The sequence below is a fragment of the Streptomyces sp. NPDC002520 genome, from assembly GCF_053595235.1.
The window spans coordinates 430,952-453,161 of record NZ_JBSFXG010000001.1; the positions used below are offsets into that span (position 1 = coordinate 430,952).

A 22,210-nucleotide genomic window follows, 5' to 3' on the forward strand; every position below is an offset into this window, starting at 1 on the left:
TGTCTAGAAAACTACGATGGATCTTGGGTGGATGACGGGGGAGCGGCCCGGCGTGGTGGTGGCCAGGCCTTCTCCGCGGTCGTCCGGCTGTTTCCTGCGTTTCCCGAGGAAAACGGAGAGGTTACTGATGACCTCTGTTCATACGAATCTACAAGATGCCCGCCGTGGCCAGCCAACTCCTTCATGGTTTCGGTGACTGACCTCCCGGAGCACCGAGCGGTGTACTGGCTCCACTCCGCGTTAACAGGACATGAACGAGCCGGGCCCGCTGCACACGGATTGGCTCAATCCGAACGACCCACGAGACGCAGAAGAGAGCCGGTCATGGACTTCCTTCGCCCCGCCAGCTGGGAGGAGGCGCTCGCCGCGAAGGCCGAGCACCCCACCGCTGTGCCGATTGCGGGCGGCACCGATGTGATGGTCGAGATCAACTTCGACCACCGGAGGCCCGAGTACCTGCTCGACCTCGGCCGCGTCGGCGACCTCTACGACTGGGAGGTCGGCGAGGACACGGTACAGCTGGGTGCCTCCGTCCCGTACACCAAGATCATGCAGAATCTCCGTGCCGAGCTGCCGGGTCTCGCGCTCGCCTCGCACACGGTCGCCTCCCCGCAGATCCGCAACCGCGGCGGCGTCGGCGGCAACCTCGGCACGGCCTCGCCCGCCGGTGACGCCCACCCCGCCCTCCTCGCCGCCGGCGCGGACGTCGAGGTGGAGTCGGTCGCCCGGGGCACCCGCCTGATCCCGATCGACGCGTTCTACACCGGGGTCAAGCGCAACGCGCTCCAGCCCGACGAGCTGATCCGCGCCGTCCACATCAAGAAGGCGGACGGCCCGCAGCAGTTCTCGAAGGTCGGCACGCGCAACGCCATGGTCATCGCCGTGTGCGCCTTCGGTCTCGCGCTGCACCCCGAGACCCGCACGGTGCGCACCGGCATCGGTTCGGCCGCGCCCACGCCCGTCCGGGCGAAGACCGCGGAGGAGTTCCTGAACGCGGCGCTCGACGAGGGCGGCTTCTGGGACAACGGAAAGATCATCACCCCCTCGGTCGCCAAGCAGTTCGCGGACCTGTGCTCCGCCGCCTGCAACCCGATCGACGACGTCCGGGGCACCGCGAGCTACCGCCGCCACGCGGTCGGCGTCATGGCCCGCCGGACGCTCACCTGGACCTGGGAGTCGTACCGCGACGCCCGCCGCACCGCATACCCGAAGGGGGGCGCTGCGTGATGCGCGTCAACTTCACCGTCAACGGACGTCCGCAGGAGGCCGACGACGTCTGGGAGGGCGAGTCCCTGCTGTACGTCCTGCGCGAGCGCCTCGGCCTGCCCGGCTCCAAGAACGCCTGCGAGCAGGGCGAGTGCGGCTCCTGCACCGTGCGCCTGGACGGCGTCCCGGTCTGTTCCTGCCTGGTCGCGGCCGGACAGGTCGAGGGCCGCGAGGTCGTGACCGTCGAGGGCCTGGCCGAGTACGCCAGGCAGCGTTCCCGCGGGGACTTTGGTGCGTGCGGCACCTCGCCGGACGAGGCCAAGGGCACCGACTCGCAGACCGGCGAGGGAGACACCTCCCCGCGTGCGACGCTCTCCCCTGTCCAGCAGGCGTTCATCGACGCCGGCGCCGTCCAGTGCGGCTTCTGCACCCCGGGTCTGCTCGTCGCCGCCGACGAGATGCTGGAGAACAACCCGAACCCGACCGACGCGGACATCCGCGAGGCCCTGTCGGGCAACCTGTGCCGCTGCACGGGCTACGAGAAGATCATGGACGCGGTCCGCCTGGCGGCAGCCCGCCAGTCCGAGGGGGTCTGACATGCCGGCCAACGGCGCTCCCACGAAGATCACGCAGGGCTCCCGGACCAGGGGCGGCATCGGCGAGTCCACGCTCCGCCCCGACGGCACCCTCAAGGTCACCGGCGAGTTCGCGTACTCGTCCGACATGTGGCACGAGGACATGCTCTGGGGCCAGATCCTGCGCTCCACCGTCGCGCACGCCGAGATCGTCTCGATCGACACGGGCGAGGCCCTGGCCACGCCGGGCGTGTACGCGGTCATGACGTACGACGACCTGCCCACCGAGGTGAGGAACTACGGCCTGGAGATCCAGGACACCCCGGTCCTCGCCCACGGCAAGGTGCGCCACCACGGCGAGCCGGTCGCGATCGTCGCCGCCGACCACCCGGAGACGGCCCGCCGCGCCGCCGCCAAGATCAAGGTCGAGTACCGCGAACTCCCGGTCGTCACCGACGAGGCCTCCGCCACGGCGCCGGACGCGATCCTCGTCCACGAGGGCCGCGACGACCACCACGCCGGCCATGTCCCGCACCCGAACATCGTGCACCGCCAGCCGATCGTGCGCGGCAACGCGGACGAGGCCGCGAAGCGCGCCGATGTGATCGTGACGGGCGAGTACACCTTCGGCATGCAGGACCAGGCCTTCCTCGGCCCCGAGTCCGGCCTCGCCGTGCCCGAGGAGGACGGCGGCGTCCACCTCTACATCGCCACCCAGTGGCTCCACTCCGACCTGCGCCAGATCGCGCCCGTCCTCGGCCTGCCCGAGGAGAAGGTGCGCATGACGCTGTCCGGCGTCGGCGGCGCGTTCGGCGGTCGCGAGGACCTGTCGATGCAGATCCACGCCTGCCTGCTGGCGCTGCGCACCGGCAAGCCCGTCAAGATCGTCTACAACCGGTTCGAGTCCTTCTTCGGCCACGTCCACCGGCACCCGGCCAAGCTCTCCTACGAGCACGGGGCCACGCGCGACGGCAAGTTGACCCACATGAAGTGCCGGATCGTCCTGGACGGCGGCGCCTACGCCTCCGCCTCCCCGGCGGTCGTCGGCAACGCCTCGTCCCTGTCGGTCGGCCCGTACGTGGTGGACGACGTGGACATCGAGGCCATCGCCCTCTACACCAACAACCCGCCCTGCGGCGCCATGCGCGGCTTCGGCGCGGTCCAGGCGTGCTTCGCCTACGAGGCGCAGATGGACAAGCTGGCGAAGAAGCTGGGCATGGACCCGGTGGAGTTCCGGCAGCTGAACGCGATGGAGCAGGGGACCATCATGCCGACCGGGCAGCCGGTCGACTCGCCGGCCCCGGTCGCCGAACTCCTGCGCCGCGTCAAGGCGATGCCCATGCCGCCCGAGCGCCAGTGGGAGTCCAGCGAGGGCGCCGACGTACGGCAGCTGCCCGGCGGCCTGTCCAACACCACGCACGGCGAAGGCGTCGTCCGCGGTGTCGGCTACGCGGTCGGCATCAAGAACGTCGGCTTCTCCGAGGGCTTCGACGACTACTCCACCGCCAAGGTCCGTATGGAGGTCGTCGGCGGTGAGCCGGTCGCCACCGTGCACACCGCGATGGCGGAGGTCGGCCAGGGCGGTGTCACCGTCCACGCCCAGATCGCCCGCACGGAGCTGGGTGTCACCCAGGTGACCATCCACCCCGCCGACACCCAGGTCGGCAGCGCCGGTTCGACCTCGGCCTCCCGGCAGACGTACGTCACCGGCGGCGCCGTGAAGAACGCCTGCGAGCTGGTCCGCGAGCGGGTCCTGGAGATCGGCCGGCGCAAGTTCGGCACCTACCACCCCGCTTGGGCGACGGCCGAACTGCTGCTGGAGGGCGGCAAGGTCGTCACCGACGGCGGCGAGGTCCTCGGCGACCTCGTGGACGTCCTCGGCGACGAGGCCGTGGAGATCGAGGCGGAGTGGCGGCACCGGCCGACCGAGGCCTTCGACCTGCGCACCGGCCAGGGCCACGGACACGTCCAGTACTCCTTCGCCGCGCACCGCGCCGTCGTCGAGGTCGACACCGAACTCGGCCTGGTCAAGGTCATCGAGCTTGCCTGCGCCCAGGACGTCGGCAAGGCGCTCAACCCGCTCTCCGTCGTCGGCCAGATCCAGGGCGGCACGACGCAGGGCCTGGGCGTGGCGGTGATGGAGGAGATCATCGTCGACCCGAAGACCGCCAAGGTCAGGAACCCCTCCTTCACGGACTACCTGATCCCGACCATCCTCGACACGCCGACCATTCCGGTCGACGTCCTCGAACTCGCCGACGAGCACGCCCCGTACGGGCTGCGCGGCGTCGGCGAAGCCCCCACCCTGTCGTCCACTCCGGCCGTCCTCGCGGCGATCCGGAACGCGACCGGACTGGAGCTCAACCGCACTCCGGTACGGCCCGAGCACCTGACGGGCACCTGACCCTTCGGGGTTTCAACCGGTGTTTCCCTGGGGGGACTTCGTTCCCCCAGGCCCCCATTGTTCGTCTCGGGCCGTCCCCCGGGTCGTCCATTCCCCCAAATCCCGTACCTGCAAAGGCAGGTGTACGGGTGCCCCTGTGAACCTTGGGAGATGGCACCATGACCCAGCAGTCAGTGGAGCCCAGGACCACGGCCGAGGACGCCGGCGACGGCAGCCGCGTCCCCGCAGGTCGGTCCTGGCTCGACCGGTACTTCCACATAACCAAGAGAGGGTCCACGGTCTCGCGAGAGGTCCGCGGCGGCGTCACCACCTTCATGGCGATGGCCTACATCCTCCTCCTCAACCCCCTCATCCTGTCCGGCAAGGACGCGGCGGGGGACACGCTCGGCCAGAAGGCCCTGATCACCGCGACCGCGTTCGCGGCGGCCTTCACCACGTTGCTGATGGGCTTCGTCGGCAAGGTTCCGCTCGCCCTCGCCGCCGGCCTGTCCGTCTCCGGCGTCCTGTCCTCGCAGGTCGCCCCGGAGATGACCTGGCCGCAGGCCATGGGCATGTGTGTGATGTACGGCGTGGTCATCATGCTGCTGGTCGTCACCGGCCTACGCGAGATGATCATGAACGCGATCCCGCTCGCGCTCAAGCACGGCATCACGATGGGCATCGGCCTGTTCATCGCCCTCATCGGTTTCTACAAGTCCGGCTTCGTGCACCAGGGCAAGGCCACCCCGGTCACCCTCGGCCCCACCGGCGAACTCGCCGGCTGGCCCGTCCTGCTCTTCGCCGGCACCCTGCTGCTGATCTTCATGCTCCAGGCCCGCAACGTCCCCGGCTGCATCCTGATCGGCATCATCTCCGGCACGGTCGTCGCCGCGATCCTCAACGCCGCCGGCGTCGTCAGCCCCCGGCAGTGGGCGAACGGCGCTCCCGAACTCAAGGGCGGCGCGGTCTCGATGCCCGACTTCTCGCTCTTCGGGCACGTCGAGTTCGGCGGCTGGGGGAAGGTCGGCGTCATGACCGTCGGCATGATCGTCTTCACGCTCGTGCTCGCCGGGTTCTTCGACGCGATGGCCACCATCATCGGCGTCGGCACCGAGGCCGAGCTGGCCGACGACAAGGGCCGTATGCCGGGCCTGTCGAAGGCGCTGTTCATCGACGGCGCCGGCGGCGCGATCGGCGGCGTGGCAGGCGGCTCCGGCCAGACGGTGTTCATCGAGTCGGCCACCGGCGTCGGCGAGGGCGCCCGCACAGGTCTCGCCTCCGCCGTCACCGGTCTGCTCTTCGCGGCCTGCCTGTTCTTCACCCCGCTCACCGCGATCGTCCCGCAGGAGGTCGCCTCCGCCGCCCTGGTCGTCATCGGCGCGATGATGCTGATGAACGCCCGGCACGTGGACTGGGCCGACCGCGCGACCGCGATCCCGGTCTTCCTGACCGTCGTCCTGATGCCGTTCACGTACACCATCACCACCGGAGTCGCCGCGGGCGTCATCTCCTACGTCGCCATCAAGACCGCCCAGGGCAAGGCCCGCGAGATCGGCGCCTTCATGTGGGGTCTGACGGTCATCTTCCTGATCTACTTCGCATTGCATCCGATCGAGGGCTGGCTCGGGGTCCACTAGGCCCCCAACACCCCGCGCACGCAACACCGTTAGGAGACCGAGAGATGCTGGACATCGCCGCGGAGCTGAACCGGTGGGTCGAGCAGGGCCGTGACTTCGCCGTCGCCACCGTGGTGGCCGTCGGCGGCAGCGCCCCGCGCCAGCCCGGCGCCGCCCTCGCGGTGGACGCCGACGGCACGGCCATCGGCTCGGTCTCCGGCGGATGCGTGGAGGGCGCGGTGTACGACCTGTGCCGCCAGGCGCTCGAGGACGGCGAGACCGTGCTGGAGCGCTTCGGGTACAGCGACGAGGACGCGTTCGCCGTCGGTCTGACCTGTGGCGGCGTCATCGACATCCTCGTCACGCCGGTCCGGGCGGACGGTCCCGCCCGACCGGTGTTCGCGGCCGCGCTGGCCGCCGCCGCCCGTGGGGACGCGGCAGCCGTCGCGCGGATCGTGGACGGCCCGGCCGAGCTGCTGGGCCGGGCCCTCCTCGTCCGCCCCGACGGCACCTGGGACGGCGGCTTCGACGCCCACCCCGAGCTGGACGGGACCGTCGCCGCCGAGGCCGGCGCCTTCCTGGACGCGGGCCGCACCGGCACCCTGGAGATCGGCGAGCGGGGCTCGCGCTGCGGCTCCCCGCTCACGGTCCTCGTCGAGTCCTCCGTCCCCGCCCCCCGGATGATCGTCTTCGGCGCCGTCGACTTCGCGTCCGCGCTGGCACGGGTGGGCAAGTTCCTCGGCTACCACGTCACCGTGTGCGACGCCCGCCCGGTGTTCGCGACCCGGACCCGCTTCCCCGCGGCCGACGAGATCGTCGTCGAGTGGCCCCATCGGTACCTTGAGCGCACGGAGGTCGACGCCCGTACCGTCCTGTGCGTCCTCACCCACGACACCAAGTTCGACGTGCCCCTGCTCCGGCTGGCCCTGCGGATGCCGGTCGCCTACGTCGGCGCGATGGGCTCCCGCCGCACCCACCTCGACCGCAACGAGCGGCTGCGCGAGGTCGGCGTGAGCGAACTCGAACTGGCCCGCCTGCACTCCCCGATCGGCCTCGACCTCGGCGCCCGTACACCCGAGGAGACGGCCATGTCGATCGGCGCGGAGATCGTCGCGGCGCGGCGCGGCGGCAGCGGGGTGGCCCTGACGGGCGCGCACACCCCGATCCACCACGACACGGTGCCGCGTCCGGCGGGGCGGATCGGGTCCGTGGCCTGAGTGACGGTGGAGCGGCTGCTCGGCCTGGTCTTCAACCTCGTCGCCCTCGTGTCCGACAGCGTCTGGGGGCTCGTCGCCTCCGCCGCCCGGGACTGGTTCGCCCTCCCCCAAGTTCTCGGCTTCGCTCGAACAGGGGGGACCCCCAGCCCCGGCGGCTCGGCGCAGTCGGCGGAGTGGGCGGGCTCACCATGATCGGCCTGGGCGTCACGGTCGCGGTGACCGGCCGCAAGGACTGAGCCGACGGCCGCTCAGAGTGAGGGCCCGACCGGGCGTCGGACCGCCGCTCAGAGGGTCGCCATGGCGCGTGGGCGCTCACGTCCGCCGGAGCAGCCGGTTCACCGCCCGCCCGAACAGCGAGCGCGCCGCGCCCTCCACGACCCCGTCGAGGAAGCGCGGCAGGAAGCGGACCCGCAGGTCCTCCCGCCACACCACCCGGGAACGGCCGCCGGGACCCGGCCGGACCTCGATCTCGGCCCAGCCCAGCACGACCCGCCCGCGCTTCTCCAGCCGGCACAGCCCGGGTTCGTCGTCCCTGGGCGGCAGCCAGACCGTGACCTCCATGGGGTCCTCGAAGCCGAGCGGGCCGATGCCCGTGCGGGCCGTGAAACGAGTGCCCGTGCCGGTCGGCCCGGGGGTGAGCACGGTGATCCGGGTCAGCGGGACGACGTCACCGTGGCGGGGCCAGTCGGTGAGCCGGCGCCACGCCTCGTCGAGGGTGAGCGGGGCGGTGCGTTCGAGGGTGAAGAGAGGCACGGCACGATCGTAGGCAGTCGCCGCCCACCACCTGCGCGTTCACCCCCCCCCGGCGCGGTCGCCCCGGACCGGGGTCCGCACAGGCCCTCTTCCGCACCCGCACACCCCTACGGCACCATGGCCCCGCCCGCCCCCCAGCACCGGCCGGAGGACGCCCATGGACCGCGAACGGCTCGACAGACTCGGCACGATGAATCGCGACCCGTACCCGCACTACGACCGGGCACGGAAGGCCGACGGGCTCGTTCGGGTTCCCGAGCTGGACGCCTGGCTGGTGGCCCGGGACGCCGATGTACGCGAAGTCCTGGGCCGGCCCGAGGTGTTCTCCTCCGTCAACGCGCTGAAGCCCGACGTGGTGCCCTCGCCCGCCGCGCTCGCCGTCCTCGGCCGCGGTTTCCCCGACCGGCCGCACGTGGTCGTCACCGACGGCGACCTGCACCGGCGACTGCGCGAGCCGATCGTGCGCGGCCTGTCCCCGGCGCGGGTCGCCGCGATCGCGCCGTTCGTGGCCGAGCGCGCCGCCGCCCTCGTCGACGAGTTCGCCGACCAGGGGTCCGTCGAGCTGATGTCGGCCTACGCCCGACGGCTGCCCGGCGAGGTCATCGGCCGGATCGTCGGCGTCGACCCCGCCGACGTACCGGCCGTCGTGCACGGCGGGGTCCGGTTCCTGGAACTGGTCTTCCTCCCGTTGCCGGAGGACGAGCAGGTCGCCGCGGCCGAGGCTGTGGTCCGCATGCAGCACGTCCTGGACGGATACGTCCGCGACCGCCGGGCCGACCCCCGTGACGACCTGTGCACCGAGATCGTCGTCGACGTGGCCGGCGAGGGTACGGCCGAGCTGACCCCCGAGGAGCGCTACGAGGCCGTCTCCCACCTGGTGAACCTGCTGCTCGCCGGGCACCTGACCACGAGCGCGCTGATCGGCACCACGGTGCTGCACCTGCTGCGCCACCCTCGCCAGTGGGAGCTGCTGTGCGCGGAGCCGGACCGGATCCCGGCGGCCGTGGAGGAGGCGGCCCGCTACGACACCGCGCTCCAGGGCTTCCGCCGGGTCACCGCCTGTCCTGTCACCCTGGCCGGCACCGAACTCCCGGCGGGCGCCGATGTGTTCGTCTCCTTCGGCGCCGCCAACCGGGACGCCGACGCCCATCCGCGCCCCGACGAGTTCGACATCACCCGTGACCCGGGCCGCCACCTCTCCTTCGGGGTCGGCGCCCACAGCTGTCCCGGTGCCCGGCTCGCCCGCGCACAACTCCAGTTGACACTGAGGGAGTTGACATCGCGGCTGCCCAAGCTGCGACTGCCCGAGGATCACCCGGTCGCGATGCTGCCGATGGTGCTCCGCTCCCCGGAGGAACTGCACCTGACGTGGTGAGCCGCCAGCGGTACGCCTTCCCGGTTCCGCTCTGCCTGGCGACAGCAGTTGAGGCACTGTCACGAAGACGTATCCGCGCGCCTTCGGTGCGCGATGATTCCGGGCGCGGCGGGCGCGGCGGGCGCGGCGGGCGCGGCGTCCGTGCGGCCCTGGGCCCCGCGTCGAAGGTCGGCGCGATGCTCCCCCCAGAGGGGGTACCCCGATTCGCTACGACTCCGCTCCGCTCGCCTCGCGGCAGTCGAAGCTCCCGAACCGGGCCTGCGTCCCGAGTGCCGCCTCGCCGCGCGCGCTGCGCGGTGAGGCGGTGTCGACCTCCGCGCGGCCGCGAGGCATGCCGGGGCTCTACATGCAGTGAATAGTTCATGTGTACGAATTTCTGCGGTGTCACCCGAGACTCGCACACCGCACGGAATCCGCTCCGGCGCCGCGGCCGGAACCGCCGTAGCACCATGGAGGTGCGGGGGCAGACACCCCTGCTGACCTCTGGCGAGAGGACGGACCCATGCGCTACAGGGACCGTGCCGAGGGCGGCCGCGCGCTCGCCGGCCTGCTGAAGGACCTGCGTGACCGGGGCGAGCTCCCCGACCCCGTCGTCCTGGCCCTGCCGCGCGGCGGGATCGCCGTGGCCGCGCCTGTCGCCCGCGCCCTCGGCGCTCCGCTCGACGTGCTGGTCGTCCGCAAGATCGGCGCCCCGCACCACCAGGAGTTCGCCGTGGGCGCCCTCGCCGCGGACGACCCGCCCCTCTTCGACACCGGCACCCTCGAACACCTCGGCCTGACCGAGAGCCGGCTCGCCGACGCCGTGGAGCGGGAGCGGCAGGAACTGGAGCGGCGCGAGCGCCGCTACCGCGGCGACCGGCCGCCCCCGGACCTGACCGGCCGTACGGTCGTCGTGGTCGACGACGGCCTGGCCACCGGCGCCACCGCCCGCGCCGCCCTGCGCCACGTACGGCGCAGCCGGCCCGCCCGGCTCGTGCTGGCCGTCCCGGTCGGCGCCCCGGACTCCCTCGATCAGCTCGCCGCCGAGGCCGACACGGTGGTCTGCCCGCTCCGGCCGGCCGGCTTCAGCGCCGTCGGCCAGTGGTACGACGACTTCGGGCAACTGACCGACGCCGACGTGCTCGACGTGCTGCAGGCGCTCCATGCGCACTGAGCCCGGAAGGAGCGAGGATGCCCGCACTTGACGCGGCCGAGGCGCGACGCCGGTTCACCGCGGCCCGCGTGGCCCGGCTGGCCACGGTCGACCCGGCGGGCCGTCCGCACCAGGTGCCGGTCGTCTTCGCCCGGCTCACCGCCGGCGGCGCCGACCGGATCGTCACCGCCGTCGACCACAAGCCCAAGACCACCGTCCGGCTGCGCCGGCTGGCCCACATCGAGGCGCATCCCCCGGTGTGCCTGCTCGTGGACGCCTACGACGAGGACTGGGACCGCCTGTGGTGGGTCCGCGCCGACGGCGAGGCCCGCGTCCTGCCCCCGGACCCGGCGGACCCGGACGTGTGGCGGGCGTACGCGACCGCCGTCGCGGCGCTGTGCGCCAAGTACCCGCAGTACCGGGGCCGTCCACCGTCCGGACCGGTCGTCGCCGTCGCCGTGGACCGGTGGAGCGGCTGGGAGGCGCGCCCGGACGCGTCGGGCGGTTGAGGCCGGACTCGGGGCGGCCCGGGCCGGCTCCTCTCGATCCGGGCTTTCTTGAAGTCCCTCAACTTCCGTTGGAGCAAGCATATTTGGCGGACAGCACCCCCTGGCCCGCGTCCGTCCTTGACGACCTCGTGCACACCAGTGGTACCTGCTGGATGCACGGAGTAGCCTCGGTTGACATGACGCGCACGGGGGAGCGAGCCGTCATCCCGTGGTTACGGATGCCGCCCTGGATCGCCCGCATCGAGGAACCCGGCGGGCGGGTGGTCGGTGCCGGGGTGCTGCTCGGCCGCGACCGGGTGCTCACCGCCGCCCACGTGGTCAGTCCCGGCACGCCCTACGTCGTCCACTTCGTCGGCGCGGGTGACGGACGGGGCGCACAGGCCACCGTCGACCCGGCGGACCATGTGCCGCAGCAGGTGGACTCCTACGGCGACCCCGTCGGCGACCTGGCGCTGCTCAGGCTCGCCGAGCCCCGGCCCGACGGGCACGGTACACGGCTCCACCGGCTCGCCGCCCCGCACGGGCCCGTGAGCATGTGCGGCTTCCCGGAGGGCTGGTTCGGCGGCCGCTGGTTCGAGGCCACCCTGGTCGCCGCCCGCGGCCGGGACAGCCAGGTGCAGTTGCGTCCCACCAGCCGGGACGAACTGGTCGTCCCCGGCTTCAGCGGGGGTGTGGTCGTCGACCACGACACCGACCGGGTCATCGGCATCGTCCTCAGCGCCGACGTGGGCGAGGGCTCCGTCTTCAGCCACATGAGTCCGACCGAGACCATCCTGAGCCATCTGCCGCAGGTGGCCGCCTGGACCGACGGCGCCGAGGCCGTCGACCCCAAGCTGCGCGGCGGCGCGACGGGCGGCCCGGGACGGCTGGACCTGCCCCTCGCCACCGAACTCGCCTCCTGGTTCAGGGGCGAGGGCTGGCCGGTCCTCGTCACCCACGTCCCCGCCCGCGGCAGCCGCGCCTGGACCCTGGAGCGGGCGATCACCCTGGCCGACCGGGAGCTGCGCACCGCGCACAACACCAGCACCTACGGACAGGGCCCGCCCGAGACCGTCCCGCCGGCCGGCGGACTCGATCTCGCCCTCGAAGCCAGGGACATGACGGTCACTCAGATCATGGACCGTATCGCCGAACGGCTCGGCATCGGTGACGACCCCCGGCCCGAACGCCTCGGCGCCCTGCGCGTGCCGCTCTCCGCCGTCCTCGTCGGCGTCGACCAGGCCGCCGACCCCGACGCCCTCCTCGGCCTGCTGGACCGGCTGGCCCGGCAGGGGGCGCGGCTGCTCCTGATCTTCCGCCGCCGCGGGGGACGCGCCGACCAGGCCGCCGAAACCTTCGTCCGGCGTCCGCTGCGCGACCGCTGGAGCCGGCTGCGCCACGAACTCGACAACATCGTCGACGAGTTGGGGCCACAGCTCGACGAGCTCCGCGACCGTGTGCTGCCCGACGCCGACACCCTCGGGTTGCTGGACCAGGCGGAGTCCGGCGTACGGCGCTCCCGGATGCTGCACGCCTGGGTGGTCCACAGCCCCGACCAGGAGCGCGAACCCCGCCGCGCCGACATGCTGTTCACCTTCGAGGACGCCGCCGACCGCCGCCGGCAGCGCCTGGAACAGGCCATCGGATCCCTGGCCGCCCGACTGCGCCGCCGCGACGAACTCCTCGGCCGTGTCGCCGCCGAATGGCCGCTGTGCAAGGAGCGGGCGGCCCAGCAGGGCGAGCGCGTCGTCGAGGCCTACCAGCTGTACGAGAGCGCCCTGTCGCTGCTGCGGCAGACCCCCTGCGACGTCGACCGGGCCGAGGACGCCGCCGGGCGGTTCATCGGATTCTGCTCCGGCACGGCACCCGGAAAGGAGGGCGCCTCGTGACCTCGTGCGTCCGGCCCGGCTGTGCGGGCCACATCATGGCCACCGGCTACTGCGACACCTGCGGGCACCGCCACCACGACCCGCTCGGCGAACCCCTCTCGGGGCGGCTCCCGCCGCCCGGCACCGGCACCGAGGAGCCTCCCGCCCCGCCGCCCGTGCACGCCGTCGCCGGTGTCGGCGACCTCGACGAACACGGACTGGTCCGGCTCCCCGACGTCCCCGCCCCCGAGGGCGGCCTCGCCGAGGACGAGGGGCCACCGTCCGGGGGCCGCCGCTGCGGCGCGAACGGCTGCACCATGACCATCGGGGTCGGCTACGGCGGTCAGAAAGCGCGCTCCGACGGCCGCTGCCCCCGCTGCGGCACCCCCTACTCCTTTCTGAAACCCGGCGACGTCGTCGCCGACCACTACCGGGTCCGCGGCCTCCTGGCACGTGGCGGCCTCGGCCTGATCCACCTCGCCGAGGACACCCGTGCCGACGGCTACCGGGTCGTCCTCAAGGGGCTGATCGACGTCAACGACGCCGCCGCACGCCGCAACGCCGTCGAGGAACGCCGCTCCCTGACCGACCTGCACCACCCCGACATCGTCCGCATCATCACCTTCGCCGAACACCCGGTCGCCGGCCGCTACCCGGACGGCTACCTGGTCATGGACTACATCGACGGCCGCTCCCTGCAGCAGCTCTTCGACGCCGACGACGCGGAGCGGATCTTCCAGGGCCGCCCCCGCCTCGACCACGTCCTCACCTACGGCTGCAAGATCCTCGGCGCCCTCCAGTACATGCACGAACGCGGGCTGCTCTACTGCGACATGAAGCCCGCCAACGTCATCCACTTCGGGCGGGCGATCAAGGTCATCGACCTCGGCGCGGTCCGCACGATCGGCGACCACGACTCCGACCCCGTGTACACCGCGCCGTTCGCCCCGCCCAAGAAGGAGATCGACAGCCGCGGCTGGCACGTCGACAGCGACCTCTACACCGTCGGCATGACCCTCCAGTCCCTGTTCCGGAGCGCCGAGCCGGCCCGGGGCCTCTCCTCCGACTCCTTCCGCCGCCTGGTCGACCGCGCCACGCACGCCGAACCCCGCGCCCGGTTCCACTCCGCCGCCGAGATGTCCCGCCAGCTCTGGGAAGTCCTGCGCGAGTTCCGCTCGCTCCAGTTCGGCGAGCAGCTGCCCGAGAGCTCCACCCGGTTCCGGGCCACCGAGGCCAGCCTGGACGCCGGACTCGGCGCCATCCCGGCCCTGCACCGGTGGACCGCCCGCCCCGGTGAGCGGCCCACCGGACTGGACGTCTCCCCGCCCACCGCCGCCGAGGTCGCCGGCGCCCTCCCCGAACCCGTTCCCGACCCCGACGACCGCGCCGCCCTGCTGCTGCACACCCTCCCGCCCGACACCCCGGACCGGGTCGCCGAGCAGTGGCCCCGCGAGTCCCGCCTCGGCACCCCCGAGACCGCCCTGTGGCTGTGCCGCGCCTATCTGCGGCAGGGCCGGCAGGACGAGGCCAGGAGCTGGCTGGCCGAGGCCGGGACCCAGCTCGGCGAACGCGCCGCCGCCCACGACTGGCGCATCGCCTGGCACCTCGGCGTCCTCCACCTGAGCCAGGACGAGGTACGGCAGGCCGGCAGCTGCTTCGAGGCCGTCTACCGGGCGCTGCCCGGCGAGTACGTCCCCAAGCTCGCCCTCGGCTACTGCGCCGAACGCGACGGCGAGGGGCGCACGGCCCGCGCGATGCGGTTCTACGAGGCCGTGTGGGCGCGCGGCTTCGCCCACACCGCCGCCGCGTTCGGCCTCGCCCGCGGTCACCTCGCGGGCGGCGACCGGGACGCGGCCGTACGCGTCCTCGACGACGTCCCCTCCACCTCCCGCCACTACGACGCCGCCCGTATCGCCGCCGTCCGTATCCGGGCCGGCGTCCTGCACGGCCGCCCGCCGTCCGTGGCCGACCTGCGGGACGCGGACCGGCGGCTGCCCGAGCTGCGCCTGGACGGCGGCGCCGCCGACGGCGAGTCACGGGCCCGGCTGGTCGCGGAGGTCCGGGAGAACGTCCGGGACAGCCGGCCCGCGCAGGGCTGGGGCCCCGACTTCCCGACCGGTGACCTGTTCGGCGAGGGCGACCAGGACGGGCTGGGCGAACTGCTGGAACAGTCCTTCCGGAACCTGGCCGCACAGGCCCGCACCGCCGGCGAACACGGTCGGCTGCTCGATCTGGCCCACGCCGTGCGGCCGTTGACCAACTTCTGAGACCTGCGACACCACATGAGCCCACACGGAAGCGAGGGGGACGCGGCCATGAGCGTGGCCGAGAGTGCCGAGCGCGCCGAGAGAGCCGAGGACGTCGAGGTGACCCTCGATGTCGGCCAGAACACGGAGTTGTCCGCCGCACCCGACGCAGCCGGGCAACCACGCGACCGGGAGATGCACGCCATCCTGGAGATCGGGGTCAGGACCGGCGACGGCCCGCGGTCCGCCGGCGGGGCCGGCCACGGAACCGGGCCCGCCCTGGCCGAGGTGCTGATCGTCGACACCTCCCGGTCCATGCTCCACCCGGACGCCAAACTGCACGCCGCCAAGGACGCCACCGTCGCCGCGATCCGGCTCCTGCCGGAGAGCACCGCCTTCGCCGTGCTCTCCGGCCGGTTCGAGGCCACCGTCGTCCACCCCGGCGCCGGCCGCGCCGTGATGGCCGTCGCCGGGCCCGCCGAGCGCGAGGCGGCCGAACGGGCCGTACGGATCCTGGACGCGGACGGCGGCACCGCCATCGGCACCTGGCTCGACCTGGCCCGCCGGCTGCTCAAGGAACAGCCGGCGCCCGTCAAACACGTCCTGCTGCTCACCGACGGACGCAACGAGCACGACCACCGCACCGCCGCCCCCACCCGCCTGGACACCGTCCTGGACGCCTGCGAGGGCCGGTTCGTCTGCGACGCCTGGGGCATCGGCGACGACTGGGACGCCGACCTGCTGCTGGACATCACCCGGCGCCTGCACGGCCGGGCAGGCGCGGTCCGCGAGGAATCCGAACTCACCGCCGCATACGAGGAGTTGATGAACGGACTGCTCGGCACCGCCGTTCCCGAACTGCGCATCCGGATCACCCCGACCATGGGCACGGTGATCCGCCAGGTCAAGCAGGTCGTGCCCAGCGAGCAGGAACTCCTCGCCACCGGCGGCGAGTCGGGCGGGCGGGGCGCCGAGTACGTCACCCGCGCGTGGGGCGAGGAGACCCGGCACTTCCAGGTCGTCCTCGCCGCCGACCCGACCGGCCGCGAGATCGGCGAGGAGCTCCAGCTCGCGGCCGTCGAAGTGGTCGTACCCGACTTCGGCCGCACGGTACGGCTGCCCGCCCCGAAGCCCGTCCTGGTGCGCTGGACCGACAACCCGCTCGACGCCTCCCGGCGGCACCCCGGGGTCCACCGGCACGAGCAGTACCAGCAGGCGGGCGCCGCCGTGGCCCGCGCCTACCGGGCCTGGGTGCGCGGCGCGGACGGCAGCGCGGCGGCGGACCGCGAACTCGCCCGGGCGCTGGAACTGGCCGCGGAACTGGGCGACACGAACCTCCTCGGCGCGCTGCGCCGGATCGAGGACCCCGAGCGCGGCGGGCACGTCCGCACGCCTCTCAAGGACGTCGACTGGCAGCACCTCATCCTCTCCAGCGCCATGACCACCGCGCCCCGGCAACCCAGCGCCGACCCGCCCGCCGCCGATCCCTCGCCCCCACCGGGCACCGACGCCCCCGGCCCCGACGACCTCGTGGAGTGCCCCGGCTGCCGATGGATCGGCCCCGCCGACTCCGTGTACTGCGGCGGAACGTGCGGACGGCTGCTGAGAGGCTCCGCGTGAGCGCCGAGACCGGCGCGGACGCCGAGGCGCGGGTGGGCACGGACTCACGGCCCGCCCGGCCCACGGACTCGCGCACGCCCGCGCGCGGGCGCGCGGCCACCGGTCCCCGCGACCCGGTCGCCCTGCCCCGGTTCCCCGGCCGCCTGCTCGGCGCCGGCCGGCGCCCGGCGGACGGGGGCAGTACCACCGCCCACGACCTGTCGGTGCGCCGCCGCCTGCTGCTGGCGCTGTCGGCGCTGCTGACCCTGTCGCTGTTCCTCTCCTACGAGGGCGTCCACGGCGACGCCAACCCGCTGCGCACCTCCAGCGCGCCCGCCGTCATCGCCCTCGACACCGCGCTGTACGCGCTCGACGAGGCGCAACAGGCCGCCACCGGTCCGACCCCGTCCATCAGCGAGTTCCAGACACATGTGTCGGTGGCCACGCAGAGCCTCACCGTGGCCGCCACCGACGGCGTGGGCGGCGCGGCGGGCCGGCAGGCCCTGCAGACGGTCTCCGGACTGATCACCGGATACACCGGCATGGTGCAGAAAGCCCAAGTGGAGCCCGAGGGCAGCCTGTTGCGCGGGGCCTATCTGAGCTACGCCGACAGCATGCTGACCGCGACGGACTCCGGCATCGAGCCCCGCCTGCGAAAACTGCAGAAGGCACAGCAGTCCGTGATGAAGCGTCAGGCCGGCTTCGGCTGGTTGCTGTGGGTCGGCTGGAGCGTGACCGGGCTGTTGCTCCTCGTGCTGGCGGTGGCCCTGACCGAGACCCAGCTCTTCCTGCGTCGCCGTTTCCGGCGCAAGTACAACTGGCGCATCCTGGCCGCCCTCGCCCTGACGGTGGCCGGTTTCGTGCTCCTCGCCTGGTTCACGTGGACGACGCACCGGGGGATGGCCGGCACGTCCGGCCGGCTCGACGGTGCGCTGACCGGGGCGGACATCATCACCGCGCGGCACGACACCGCCTCGGACCTGGAGCACACGGGTTTCCGCGCGGCGGCCTCGGTATGGATCCTGATAGGAGGTGTCCTGCTCATGTGGCTGGCCGAGCGAGGACTGCGGCGGCACATCAACGACTACCGGTTCAGGCCCTGGTGAGCGCCCCCGTGAGCGGCTCCGCGCCGGCCGCCCCCGCCACCCGGCGCCGGCCCTCCCGCCGTCTGGTCCGCACCGTCATGGTGGTGGCGATCTGCATGGCCGTGCTGGCGGCGGGCATCGTGGCGAGCGCACGATTCCTCGGGCACGAGCCGACCGTCACCCTGCTGGCCAACTGGAGCGGCGACGACGAGGTGAGCTTCCGGAAGTCGGTCCTCGCCCCCTTCGAGCGCGAGTACCACGTCCACGTCGACTACCAGGGCAGCTCCGCCGAGAGCCAGGTGCTCAGCGCCGACGTCGAGACCGGGACGCCGCCCGACGTCGTGGTGCTGACCGGCCCCGGCGAACTCGCCGCCTACGCGCAGCGCAAGCAGCTCAAGCCGCTCGGCGACATCCTGTCGCCAGGCGACTTCAGCGAGTTCTGGGCCATGCCGCTGCAGGACAAGGCGCAGGACAAGGTGTACTGGTTCCCGCTCAAGGCCGACCTCAAGAGCATCGTCTGGTACCCCGGGCGCATGAGCGAGCAGGAGAGCGTGCAGGCCGCGAAGCAGCCGGGCAACTGGTGTCTGGGCCTGGGCTCCGACGCCACCAGCGGCTGGCCCGGCACCGACTGGATCGAGGACATCCTGCTCCAGCAGAGCGGCCCCGACGTCTACCAGAAGTGGGCACGCGGCCTGCAACCGTGGGACTCCGGGGACGTGCGGCGGGCCTGGCGGACCTGGGTGAGTCTGGCGAGGGACGACCAGCGCGAGGACCTCGTGCGGCGGGCACTCACGACCGGGTACGGGGACGCGTCCGAGTTCGTCGCGAAGAACGAGTGCACGCTGGAACACCAGGCGTCGTACATCCGCAGCCGACTTTCCTGGCAGAGAGAGGACGGCCGCTACGTGCCCTCGGCGAAGCTGATCCCCGGTGCCGGCACTCCGAGAGGTTGGGAGGTGTCCGGCGACCTGGTCGCGCTGCTGAACGACACCTCACCCGCCGAGGACCTCATCCGCTACCTGGCCTCCGAGGAGGCCCAGCGGACCTGGAGCACGCAGGGGAAAGGCTTCACCGTCGCCGCGAAGGCGCAGCCCACATCCCCCAGGTCGGCCCCGGCCTGGCACCACGAGCTGGCCGCCACCCTCCTCGACCCCGGCACGGTCCACTGCTTCGACGCCTCCGACGCCATGCCGCCCTCGGTCCGCGACGCCTTCACCCAGGCCACCATCGACTACTTCGCCGACCCCGGCGAAGCACACCTGAAAGCCCTCCTGACCAACCTCGACAAACTGTCTGGCGCGGAAGGCCTGACCTGGCTCCCCGCCGTCTGCGACCACGGCACCTGAGCCCGTTCCGGAGGACCGGCACCGGCCCTCCGCCGCACGCGCACCTCTGCCCCGTCCGGCCTCCGGCGCACCGATCGACACGGCGCGCCGGTGGGCGGCCTCCTCAGCCCCGGCTCCAGGGCAGCGTCAGCCCCCTGCCCTGGGCCCGCCCCGCCTCGGCGGCCGGGCGCCGGGTGGCCGGGTCCAGGGCGTTGTCGCCGATCGCCGCCAGGGACGCGTCGTCGGGCACGACGACCGCCACCTCGGCACCCTGGGCGCGCAGTTCCTCGACGGTCCGCTCCAGCGGCTGTTCGCTCGGGAACGGCTCGGTGGTGCCCATCGGCGCGATCACGAGCACCCGTTCGCAGCCGGCCGCCAGGTCGGCGTTGGCGATCGAGCGCACACCGCCGTCGACGTACCGGCGGCTGCCGATCGTCACCGGCGGCCACACCCCCGGCACGGCGCAGCTCGCCGCGACCGCGTCGACCAGCGGCACACCGCTGTCCCGGTCGAAGACCCGCGGTTCCCCGGTCTCCGCGTCCACGGCGACGACCTTCAGCGCACGCTCGGGCCAGGCGTGGGACGGCAGCCGGGACTCGATCACCGCGCGCCGCTCCGGTTCCGGGACGGTCCGGGCCTCAAGGGCCACCCGCCCGACCGCGCGTCGCATGTCCGGCACCGACGCCGCGGCGCCCAGGGCCGCCCCGATCTCCTCGGCGAACTTCTCCAGGTCCATCTCGGCCATGATCTCGGCGGACTGCAGCGCGGGGTCCACCTGCCGGGCGTACAACTCCTCCAGGCCGAGACCGCTGCCCACCTGGGCCGCGACGGACGACCCGGCGGAGGTGCCGACCAGCAGCCCGGCGCAGGTCACGTCCCGCCCGGCGTCCGCGAGCCCCGTCAGCAGCCCGGTGATCCAGGCGATCCCGCCCACACCGCCCCCGCCCAGCACCAACGCCCCGTTCATGTCAGCTCCTTGAAGTCGGTCCGGTTCCGGCTACAGCCAGTCCTTGTGCTTGAAGACGAGGTACAGGCTCACACAGACCACGCCCATCAGGCCGATCGCGAACGGGTAGCCCAGCGCCCAGTGCAGTTCCGGCATGCTGTCGAAGTTCATGCCGTAGATCGTGCCGACGAGGGTGGGCGCGAACAGGATGGCGGCCCAGCTGGAGATCTTCTTGACCTCCTCGTTCTGTTCGAAGCCCGCCTCCGCCAGCGCCCGCATCTCCGCGTTCTGCTGCTGGGTGACCAGGGTCGCGTTGACGGTGAGGATCTCGGTGAGGGCCTGGCGGAAACCGTCGACGCGCTCGCTGATGTGGGTGACGTGGTCGGCGACGTCCCGCAGATAGCGCTGGAGCTCCTCGTGGGTCCCGTACTTCGCGAACCCGGCGATCAGGCCGTGCAGCATGCCGACCAGCGGGCGGGTGGCGCGCTGGAACTCGACCGTCTCGCGGGAGAGTTCGTAGATGCGCCGGGACACCTCGGGGTCGCCGCGGAAGACCTCCGTCTCGATCTCGTCGATGTCGTTCTGCACGCCCACGACGACCGGCGCGTACCCGTCCACGACCGCGTCGAGGATCGCGTACAGGACGGCCTCCGGGCCCAGCCCCAGCAGGTCGGGGGAGTCCTCCATGCGGCGCCGCACCGCGGACAGGTCGGGGGCCGCGCCGTGCCGGACCGTGATGACGAAGTCGGGGCCGACGAAGACGTGCAGCTCGCCGAAGTCGACCTCCTCCGGCGCGTCCAGATAACGGGCGGCGCGCAGGACCACGAACAGGGTGTCGCCGTACCGCTCCAGCTTCGGCCGCTGGTGCGCCTCCATCGCGTCCTCGACCGCGAGCGGGTGCAGGTCGAACTCGGCGGCCAGGGAGAGGAGTTCGTCCGCCGTGGGCCGGGCCAGGCCGATCCACGCCACGCCCGAGGGCTGCTCGCGCAGTTCGCGGAAGGTCTCCGCGAGCGTGGTGGGGGAGGAGACCCGGACGCCGTCCCGGTACAGGGCCGCCTCGACGACGCTCGCCGGCCCGGCCTCCGCGGGGTCCGGGGCGGACGGGGTCTCGACGGCGGGGGCCGCGGTGACGGCACGGCGCCAGACGGACTTCCGGCCGCCGTTCCTGCCGCCTGGACGCTCGGGCATCGGGGCTGCCTCTCCGTCGAGCCTGCGTACGGCGTGATCACGAAGCGGGACACGCGCAGGATAGCCGCGGCCTCCTGCTCCGGGGCACCCGGTGCCGGTCCAGGGTTCGGTGAGAGATTCGGTGAGAGGCAGGGACAGAGGGGACTGAGAGGCGGAGACAAGGGGTGTCGCACTGTCGTGCGGCGCTGAGCCGCCCCCCGGACGGCTCAGCGCCCCACGTATGGAGAGGGGGGCGTTGCGGGCCGCTCGTGGAGGCCCGCAACGCCCCCCTGGTATCTGCCCGAGCGCTGCTCAGGCGGTCTTCTTCCGGGTCACGAGGTGACCTGCGCGCTCACCAGGTCCGAGAAGGTGGCCAGCCGGGTGTAGACACCCGGGTAGCCGGCCTCCGCGCACCCCTCGCCCCAGGAAGTGATCCCTGCCAGGACGCCCCCGACAAGCAGGGGACCGCCGCTGTCGCCCTGGCAGGTGTCCACGCCGCCGGACCGGTGTCCGGCGCAAACCATGTCGGACTGGACGAAGTCCGAACCGTAGGAACTGCCGCAGCTGGAGTCGGCCATGATCGGGACGGTCGCGGTCCGCAGCTGGTTGGAGGGGCCACCGCTCTCCGAGGTGGTGCCCCAGCCGAGGATCCGGGCCGTCGTGCCGGCCGTGTAGACACCCGTCTGGGACGAGGAGACGTAGGACGCCGGCTTGTACGGCATCGGCGTCGACAGGGTCAGGACGGCCACGTCGTCGCCGTTCACGGCGTCCGTGTAGTCCGGGTCGACCCAGATCTTGCTGACCTTGCCGACCGTACCGTCGGTGCCGTTCAGGTAGGTCCGGCCGCCGACCACGCGGACACTGCTCGTCGACTCGCCGACCATGCAGTGCGCGGCCGTCACCACCTTCGTGGCGGCCACCAGGGTGCCGCCGCAGAACTGGTTACCGGACGCGTCCGTGAGCTGCATGACGAACGGGTACGCCGTCGTGGTGGTGGCCGTACCGCCCACGATGGGCCGGGGTGCGGCGGTCGCCGTGGGGGAGGCGATCAGCGCGGTCGCCGCGGCGGCGGCGGTGGCCACCATGACCGCGGCGGTCTTTCTTGCACGTCTGAGCCCGAACATGCGTCTCCTCGTGGGGGGTTGCTGCCGGTGGGGGGTCGCGCGGGCGGGAGGTACGTCACGGGGGTCTCGGGACAGACCCCCGTGTGCCCGGGCGAGCGGCACGCC

General features: G+C 72.8%; 18 protein-coding genes and 2 pseudogenes. 14 read left to right on the forward strand and 6 right to left on the reverse strand.

Annotated features, from left to right (window positions below; genetic code table 11):
* Positions 1–324: 324 nt before the first annotated feature.
* The 6 genes and pseudogenes from ACWD5D_RS01700 to ACWD5D_RS01725 form a co-directional block, all read left to right on the forward strand.
* Complete coding sequence (locus tag ACWD5D_RS01700; RefSeq protein WP_451370780.1) at positions 325–1,227, forward strand: FAD binding domain-containing protein; 903 nt, start codon at positions 325–327, stop codon at positions 1,225–1,227.
* Positions 1,227–1,802: a (2Fe-2S)-binding protein gene (locus tag ACWD5D_RS01705; protein WP_451370781.1), complete on the forward strand. Its 576-nt coding sequence runs from the start codon at positions 1,227–1,229 to the stop codon at positions 1,800–1,802. Before ACWD5D_RS01700 ends, ACWD5D_RS01705 begins: the two co-directional genes overlap by 1 nt.
* A gap of 1 nt (position 1,803) precedes the next feature.
* Positions 1,804–4,185 (forward strand): xanthine dehydrogenase family protein molybdopterin-binding subunit, encoded by a 2,382-nt coding sequence (locus ACWD5D_RS01710; RefSeq protein WP_451370782.1) that lies wholly within the window; start codon positions 1,804–1,806, stop codon positions 4,183–4,185.
* 158 nt (positions 4,186–4,343) lie between these two features.
* On the forward strand, positions 4,344–5,801 hold the full coding sequence (locus tag ACWD5D_RS01715; protein WP_451370783.1) for an NCS2 family permease: 1,458 nt from the start codon (positions 4,344–4,346) through the stop codon (positions 5,799–5,801).
* Positions 5,802–5,845: 44 nt separating this feature from the next.
* On the forward strand, positions 5,846–6,997 hold the full coding sequence (locus tag ACWD5D_RS01720; protein ID WP_451370784.1) for an XdhC family protein: 1,152 nt from the start codon (positions 5,846–5,848) through the stop codon (positions 6,995–6,997).
* 15 nt (positions 6,998–7,012) lie between these two features.
* A pseudogene (locus ACWD5D_RS01725) lies at positions 7,013–7,233 on the forward strand (hypothetical protein); the annotation flags it as partial.
* A gap of 76 nt (positions 7,234–7,309) precedes the next feature.
* Here the strand turns inward: ACWD5D_RS01725 and ACWD5D_RS01730 are convergent.
* Positions 7,310–7,750, reverse strand: a complete 441-nt coding sequence (locus ACWD5D_RS01730) for an SRPBCC family protein (RefSeq protein ID WP_451370785.1) — start codon at positions 7,748–7,750, stop codon at positions 7,310–7,312.
* 157 nt (positions 7,751–7,907) lie between these two features.
* On the opposite strand from ACWD5D_RS01730, the gene ACWD5D_RS01735 reads away from it, so the two are divergent.
* Entirely contained in the window at positions 7,908–9,125 is a 1,218-nt protein-coding gene (locus tag ACWD5D_RS01735; RefSeq protein ID WP_451370786.1) for a cytochrome P450, read from the forward strand.
* Between the two features lie 15 nt (positions 9,126–9,140).
* Here the strand turns inward: ACWD5D_RS01735 and ACWD5D_RS01740 are convergent.
* Both ACWD5D_RS01740 and ACWD5D_RS01745 read right to left on the reverse strand, forming a co-directional pair.
* Positions 9,141–9,238, reverse strand: a pseudogene (locus ACWD5D_RS01740) (polysaccharide deacetylase family protein); the annotation flags it as partial.
* Positions 9,239–9,332: 94 nt separating this feature from the next.
* On the reverse strand, positions 9,333–9,458 hold the full coding sequence (locus ACWD5D_RS01745) for a hypothetical protein (protein WP_451370787.1): 126 nt from the start codon (positions 9,456–9,458) through the stop codon (positions 9,333–9,335).
* 169 nt (positions 9,459–9,627) lie between these two features.
* Between ACWD5D_RS01745 and ACWD5D_RS01750 the strand changes: the two genes are divergently transcribed.
* The 7 genes from ACWD5D_RS01750 to ACWD5D_RS01780 all read left to right on the forward strand — a co-directional run bounded on the left by ACWD5D_RS01750 (position 9,628) and on the right by ACWD5D_RS01780 (position 18,889).
* The gene (locus tag ACWD5D_RS01750) at positions 9,628–10,278 is read left to right on the forward strand and encodes a phosphoribosyltransferase (RefSeq protein WP_451370788.1); all 651 of its coding nucleotides are present in this window, start codon (positions 9,628–9,630) and stop codon (positions 10,276–10,278) included.
* A gap of 17 nt (positions 10,279–10,295) precedes the next feature.
* Positions 10,296–10,766, forward strand: a complete 471-nt coding sequence (locus ACWD5D_RS01755) for a TIGR03668 family PPOX class F420-dependent oxidoreductase (RefSeq protein ID WP_451370789.1) — start codon at positions 10,296–10,298, stop codon at positions 10,764–10,766.
* A 176-nt stretch (positions 10,767–10,942) separates the two neighbouring features.
* On the forward strand, positions 10,943–12,634 hold the full coding sequence (locus ACWD5D_RS01760; protein ID WP_451370790.1) for a S1 family peptidase: 1,692 nt from the start codon (positions 10,943–10,945) through the stop codon (positions 12,632–12,634).
* Entirely contained in the window at positions 12,631–14,880 is a 2,250-nt protein-coding gene (locus ACWD5D_RS01765; RefSeq protein ID WP_451370791.1) for a tetratricopeptide repeat protein, read from the forward strand. The genes ACWD5D_RS01760 and ACWD5D_RS01765 overlap by 4 nt, the downstream gene beginning before the upstream one ends.
* 48 nt (positions 14,881–14,928) lie before the next feature.
* Positions 14,929–16,479: a VWA domain-containing protein gene (locus ACWD5D_RS01770; protein ID WP_451370792.1), complete on the forward strand. Its 1,551-nt coding sequence runs from the start codon at positions 14,929–14,931 to the stop codon at positions 16,477–16,479.
* Positions 16,476–17,564, forward strand: coding sequence for a hypothetical protein (locus tag ACWD5D_RS01775; RefSeq protein ID WP_451370793.1), 1,089 nt, complete (start codon positions 16,476–16,478; stop codon positions 17,562–17,564). The genes ACWD5D_RS01770 and ACWD5D_RS01775 overlap by 4 nt, the downstream gene beginning before the upstream one ends.
* An 8-nt stretch (positions 17,565–17,572) precedes the next feature.
* Entirely contained in the window at positions 17,573–18,889 is a 1,317-nt protein-coding gene (locus ACWD5D_RS01780) for an ABC transporter substrate-binding protein (protein WP_451370794.1), read from the forward strand.
* A gap of 103 nt (positions 18,890–18,992) precedes the next feature.
* Here ACWD5D_RS01780 and ACWD5D_RS01785 read toward each other — a convergent pair whose 3' ends face one another.
* The 3 genes from ACWD5D_RS01785 to ACWD5D_RS01795 all read right to left on the reverse strand — a co-directional run bounded on the left by ACWD5D_RS01785 (position 18,993) and on the right by ACWD5D_RS01795 (position 22,105).
* Positions 18,993–19,835 carry a patatin-like phospholipase family protein gene (locus ACWD5D_RS01785; protein WP_451370795.1) on the reverse strand — a complete coding sequence of 281 codons (843 nt, stop codon included), beginning with the start codon at positions 19,833–19,835 and terminating at the stop codon, positions 18,993–18,995.
* Between the two features lie 30 nt (positions 19,836–19,865).
* A complete protein-coding gene (locus ACWD5D_RS01790) occupies positions 19,866–21,002 on the reverse strand; it encodes a magnesium and cobalt transport protein CorA (RefSeq protein ID WP_451370796.1) in 1,137 nt (378 codons plus the stop codon).
* A gap of 311 nt (positions 21,003–21,313) precedes the next feature.
* Positions 21,314–22,105 (reverse strand): S1 family peptidase, encoded by a 792-nt coding sequence (locus ACWD5D_RS01795; protein WP_451370797.1) that lies wholly within the window; start codon positions 22,103–22,105, stop codon positions 21,314–21,316.
* Positions 22,106–22,210: the final 105 nt, after the last annotated feature.